The sequence below is a fragment of the Microcystis sp. LSC13-02 genome (assembly GCA_002282935.1).
Lineage (GTDB): Bacteria > Cyanobacteriota > Cyanobacteriia > Cyanobacteriales > Microcystaceae > Microcystis.
Map to the genome: position 1 here is coordinate 1 of MTBT01000278.1, position 6,082 is coordinate 6,082.

4 protein-coding genes and 1 pseudogene are annotated in these 6,082 nt (G+C 33.8%); 2 read left to right on the forward strand and 3 right to left on the reverse strand.

Annotation, left to right across the window (positions count from 1 at the left end; all coding sequences use genetic code 11):
- Positions 1-328: 328 nt before the first annotated feature.
- Both BGL89_RS17405 and BGL89_RS17410 read right to left on the reverse strand, forming a co-directional pair.
- Positions 329-2,128 (reverse strand): vWA domain-containing protein, encoded by a 1,800-nt coding sequence (locus tag BGL89_RS17405; RefSeq protein ID WP_286826796.1) that lies wholly within the window; start codon positions 2,126-2,128, stop codon positions 329-331.
- A gap of 71 nt (positions 2,129-2,199) precedes the next feature.
- Complete coding sequence (locus BGL89_RS17410) at positions 2,200-3,132, reverse strand: hypothetical protein (protein WP_286826797.1); 933 nt, start codon at positions 3,130-3,132, stop codon at positions 2,200-2,202.
- A 255-nt stretch (positions 3,133-3,387) separates the two neighbouring features.
- Between BGL89_RS17410 and BGL89_RS17415 the strand changes: the two genes are divergently transcribed.
- Positions 3,388-3,804 (forward strand): element excision factor XisH family protein, encoded by a 417-nt coding sequence (locus tag BGL89_RS17415; protein ID WP_286826798.1) that lies wholly within the window; start codon positions 3,388-3,390, stop codon positions 3,802-3,804.
- On the forward strand, positions 3,792-4,127 hold the full coding sequence (locus BGL89_RS17420; protein WP_286826799.1) for a XisI protein: 336 nt from the start codon (positions 3,792-3,794) through the stop codon (positions 4,125-4,127). Before BGL89_RS17415 ends, BGL89_RS17420 begins: the two co-directional genes overlap by 13 nt.
- A 166-nt stretch (positions 4,128-4,293) precedes the next feature.
- Here the strand turns inward: BGL89_RS17420 and BGL89_RS17425 are convergent.
- A pseudogene (locus tag BGL89_RS17425) lies at positions 4,294-6,082 on the reverse strand (hypothetical protein); the annotation flags it as partial.

Sequence of the window (6,082 nt, forward strand, 5' to 3'; positions counted from 1 at the left end):
GGTGCTAGACTGATATTTCAGTAAGCCAGACAGGAGCCAGAAAAAGATATTTATCAGAAAAGTCATGATCAAGCTAGAGGTTTAAAGACTGCTCGGGTTCCAATTATTTTTATTAATAAATATTTTACACAATTCATACCAGGTAAGCAAGAGAGCTACGCCACTACTACCGAATCATTACCAGTGCGTTTTAGCTTAGTAGTGCAAAATTAATTTCCTAGTAAAGATAGCCAAAAGGCAAGAGGTAAAAGGCAAGAGGGGGTTAGATATGTGTAATTAATTTTGCTTAGGTACTTACTTTATTTATGACTACTCACCAGCAGTAAATTTATCTGGTTTCATCAACAATTGTCAGTGTAATTCCGTCAAAAGTTCGAGACTGACTTGATGACCATTCCTGTTGAGTAATTTTAATTCCTTTTGCTTGAGCATAATCAGAATGAAACTCAAAAAATACTTGATTTCCTGCTTTAAAAATTTTAGCAAATTTATCGGGATATTTAGTCTTACTTAAAGCAATTTGAGCATCGAGAGAAGAACCTAACCAAATAGGAATTTCTCCTAAAAGAATTTTACGACTTTCTTGATCATTCCACTGAATTAATAAATATGTACTTTTTTGTAATTGACGTTCCTCCTCCCAAAAGATCATCAAACCGATACAAAACCCTAAAATAAATGCACCAATTAAACGTCCTAACCGATCTGCTAAACTGGTTTCTATGGGAATAAATTGAGTTAATATTAAAGACATGAGGAGAAATCCAATTGACGCTAAACTCCCCCCTAAGCTACCGCCTAAAAGAGCTCTAAATCTTTGTAAATTGGGAATAAAATAAGAAATACCTAAAGCGACGATAGCTCCTAAAATCGTCCATGCAATCAAACGAATGGCAATTTCTAAGGCTGAGGAAAAATTAACAGCCGGTAATAATAACCATGATCCTGAAAAGAGAACAATAATGCCAAAAAACAAAGCTAACCCTTTTGAATAAAAAGTATAATAGACTCCACAACCGACAATAAAAACAGCTATCAAGATTCCTGCATCCCCTAAATAATCGATGGTGAAAATCCAGGCTACAGCAGCAATAATTCCCAGTAGAAAACCTCGGATCAAGATTTCCTTTAAAGCAATATTACGTCTGATTGAATTGAGAATTCCAAAAGTAATTGTCCCGGCAATTCCCCAATTAATGACCCCGGCGATTAATTCAGAATTAGGAAGATTGGTTAAAATGGTAAATAGAGAAGAACTGATCGCTCCTGCGATTAAACCAGCAATAGTGCTTCCTATTAAAATCAGGAAAGCTTCTTTGATGGTTAAAAGACGACGATGTAAATAGTGATTCTGAGCAACAATTAAAGTTAAAGATAACCCTAAAGTGATAATAACTGTCCATCCTCCTGTTCTTAACGAAGAATAAGTTAAGCTATAATTACCTGTTGTTTTTGATTCTAATAATTGCTGATTATTAATCGCTAATTCTGCTTGACGAAACCCTTGATCAATTTCGCCAGAATTCGCATAAAAAACTAAATTAGGATCGCCTGTTAAGCGGGTTAAGTATTGAATATCAGCATCTCCTGTGGCGACAACAATCATTAAAATTGATTGATTTCTAGCTTTATTAGCTGCTAGAATAGCTTGAAATTGAGACTGAGGCATTCCATCGGTAAACAGTAAAATATAACGATTATTGTCAGTGGAAGATAAAGATGCGATCGCTTGTTTAATTCCTGCTGCCATCGGTGTTCCTCCTAGGGGCTGCAAGCTTTTAATTCCCTGATTTAATTGTGCCTGATTAGTGCTTAAAGAAGTGATAATATTAACCGTTTCACCGAAGTTAATCACCCCTAACTGTTCTTTTGAGAAGTTGCGACGGTTAATAAAATTGATTGCCGCAGTTTTGACTTCTTCTAATTTGCCATCGTTCATACTACTTGATGAATCAATTAAAAGAATAACCGCTTTTTGCTCGGTTTTAGGTAGGGGAGGAAGTTCGGTTAAATGAAGAAACCATTCTCCTAAAATTAGAGCTATGATTAAACAGCCAATTCCTCCATATAAGGCAAATAATAAGGCTTTTTGATAATTTTGTTTGAGGGTTTGCAATAAATTTGGCATGGTCTTTAGTTTTTTAATAATTGAATTGGTTTTGAAAGGGAATAAAGTTGACGATATCGCTTACTTTTTATTTAGGAACTACCTCCCAAATAAAAGCCTAGCAAAAACATGATTAAGATGCCAATAATAAATAAGATAGACCAGGAAAAACCCGCAAATAAAACAAGACAAGCAGGGAAAGAAATCAGAGTTCCACCAACGAAAAAGATACCCACCAAAAGAAAGAGCGGTACTTTAATAGGATGGGTCATTAGTTGATAAAATTCACGAGAAAAACCTAATAAATGATTAAAAATCTGAGGCATTAACCTTTGAGAAAATTTTTTCCTAAGATGCTTTTCAGCATCAGAGTTTAGAGGATAAATCACTTGAAAGGTTTGGGGTTTATAAATTGCTTCAATCTGATAAGTCCATGCAATTAATTTGTTTTTCTTTTTTCTTCTTTCTGCCAGTTGATTGATCATAATAACCGTACAGGTTAGATCATGAGGAATCACTAAACAAGGATTTTTTTCTTTTAATAATGCTTGAAATTGCGGCAATTTTAAAGCATCATTATGACGGGTGTTAGAATTATCATACAAGTGGGGTTGTCCGATAGATTTTCGATCAAAAGGGTTGAAAGCTGGCTTGTTATTAGTATTAAACCATGCCAATAAATCCGTTAATTTTCCTAATCCTTGCGCTATAAAATAACGATATAATAATACTTCTTCTCTTTCGCTATTTATCCCTTTACTAATAACAGCAATAATTGACCAAGCCTCTTTTTTATTTTTAACTTCTCGACCGATTATAACAAATTTTTCTTTTTCAGGCAAGTTTTGAGGAAAGCAAGGAATTTTTAATAATTCCTCATCAATGGCTTGATAAACCACATCGGGAATCGGTTCTAAGGTACAATTCATAAAGTCTTCTTCGGTGTAATCTTCCACCCACCACAAAACTTGTGAAGATTGTACTTTAACTCCTGTACTAAATTCGTGAATCTCAATAATGCTCATGGTTTTTTGTCAAAAGTAAGGATTATTACTTAGAATATATGTACTAATAACAGCGATCACCCTAAAATGAGTCTCTATTCAATCTTTTATCGTAGGATCGGGGGGAAGTTATGCAGGGGAGAGGATGAAAATATGAATAACACAAAATACTGCAAAAAGTTCAAATGTTTTACCATAGGATAGGTTTAGTCTTGGACTGGTTAGCTCAATCTGCTTTAAGCTTTTAGCGAGCAACCGTAAACTATTTATAATTTTATGCCTAGATATGATCTCTATCACAATCAAGTTAAACAAGCTTTAATTAAGGAAGGTTGGCAAATTACGGATGATCCCTTTACTCTTGATTATAAAGGAATTCGTCTTTATGCTGATTTGGGAGCAGAAAGAATCTTTGCCGCACAAAAAGATTTAGAGAAAATCCTAGTAGAAATTAAAGTTTTTAATAGTCCCTCCTTGATGATAGAACTCGAAAAAGCCATTGGGCAATATAATGTTTATAGGAGTTTCCTGAAACGACTTGAACCACAGAGACGGCTGTATTTAGCTATTCCTGATGATGTTTATCAGGATTTCTTTTCTTTAGAACCGATTCAAGAAGTTATCAGTGATCAATTAGTTTTTTTAATCGTATTTAATCCAGAATTGGAGGTAATTAATCAGTGGATAAAGTAACACATTATCGTCAAGTTATCAAAGAAATTATTCATCAACATTCTCGCTATTCTCCCAGTCAAAAAGATTGCGATACTCTAGGTATTATAGATGAGGCTTCTGATAATTATTTATTAGTTGATGTGGGTTGGTATGACTCAAAAAGAACTCATTTCGTCATCTTACATTTACGAATTGTTGAGCAGAAAATTTATGTTGAATGGGATGGATTAGAATCGGGAGTAACAAGAATTTTGTTGGAAAAAGGAGTTCCCAAAGATGATATTATTTTAGGCTTTATTCGCCCTGAAAAACGAGATTTAATTGATTTTTCTCTGATCTAATTGATAATAATATCAAGTACAGATAAGTAGCTGGTTATAATTAAATTAAAAATGGATTTTAGGTTCGATCCCCCCTGTCCCCTTTGATAAGGGTGGTGTCTGACAACTTTTAACACCTACCTACTTAGGACGCAAAACACTTGCGCCCCACTATTAACGATTATAATTAATTAAAGTTTGCTGGACAATCTGAAACTTGATCAGTTAGTTTTAATTCCTCAGCAACTTTGCATTTTAGGGCTTTATAAGTTTTATCACTTTGACTGATAAAGCCTGTTTCTGTAATACTATTTTCTTTCTGAAACTTCTTGATTTTAGGAGTCCAAGCATCTTGATTATCAGCTTTATACGCATAAGTAAAACCAGCAGCAATATTTTTAATAATGGCAGCTTCAACATCTAATTTATCTTGCCCCATCTTAACAAATTCATCGCGTAAAGCATCAATCGCCTTAACCGTTGCATTCCAACTTGTTACAGGTGGTGGAGATGGAGAGGGAGATGGGGATACAGAAGAGGATGGAGAAGGTGATGGAGAGAAAGAGGGGGATGGGGGAACAATACTAACATCATTATTCGTCCATTTTCCTAAGCCAAAACCCCCTAAGACTAAAAGCGGACAAGCGCAAATTAAAGCCCAAATAGGAATACTAACCGATGCAGTGAGAAGCTCGGGAATCTCGTAGGCTGTATTTAAAATTATTCTTGCTGTTTTCTCTAATTTATTTAAACGTCTTTTGAGGTCTATTAGAGATTTATTCTCATGAATAATTTGAATAATTGTTGCTTTATTGTTCCGAGAAAATTGGCATTCTTTCCATAAAGAATTTGGAACATCACCCGTAGAAATTTGATAAAAAATAGCGGGTAAACGATAATCAGTCTCAACATTAAATTGAGCATTCTTCGGCTTATTTTGTGTGATAGTATAAAGAAGATCAGCTAGGGGAAGAAAGCGCTCATTTTTAGTGCTTTTACCATCTTTATACCAGATTAAATCAATGAAATAATCTTTTATTTCTTGCCATTCTTTTTGATTAAAAATGGTTAAATTTTCAGAAGCATAGGTAAGCTCATAACTGTTTCCTTTTAAAGCATTTTTTATATCTGCTGGGTAAGTAATAGAATAACGAGAACCTGTTTTCTGTTTGATATCTTCATCTAACTTTGTTTTAGCAGTTTTATAATTTCTGGCAATCTGTTTAATATCTGCCCATAAATTATTAATAAATTCTTGATAAGCTCCACCCCATAATCCCTTTTTATCTGTTACTAACCAAACGACACTTTCTAATAATTCAGGATGTTGAATTAGATGAAAAATTAGGTAATTAACACCCTGTTTTAGGTGGTTATCAATCGTTAATTTCTGTTGGTTTTTTCGTAATTGACTAAGATTGTTTTGTAAATTTCGACTAAATTCTTGAATAAGAGTATAGGCTTCACTGCCTATTTTTTTGCGATTCAACCATGTTAAAAAGTCAGGTAATCTTTTAGGAAAAATTAAAGAATATAGAAGATAAACACGAAGATAAATAGGAGGATAAGATGAATCATTAGTGATTTGATTAATATCTAAAATTGCAAAAATAGAGTTATTCCAAACATCATCTGTAAATTGTGAATCGATTAAAGCTTCTTCTATAATTTGAAAATTCTTTTTTGTGAACGAAGATTGATTAATCAACTCTTTGACAGCAACTTTAACATCATTTTCCTTTTCCTTGTCGATAAATTGAGAAATAGGATGCTTTCCTAGTAGTTTTTGTATATTTTGATCTACATTATTGTTACTAGGTGGTAGTGCAGGAGGAGTTGCTGCCGCAGCAGGATAAATAATGAGAAAATCATGGGGTTTTTTCAACCCTTCTACATCATAGGCCCACGAGACTAATTGGTTGAATTCTTTGGCTTTTTTTTCAGCTAATTGGTGAATCACTTTACTGGGAATTCTT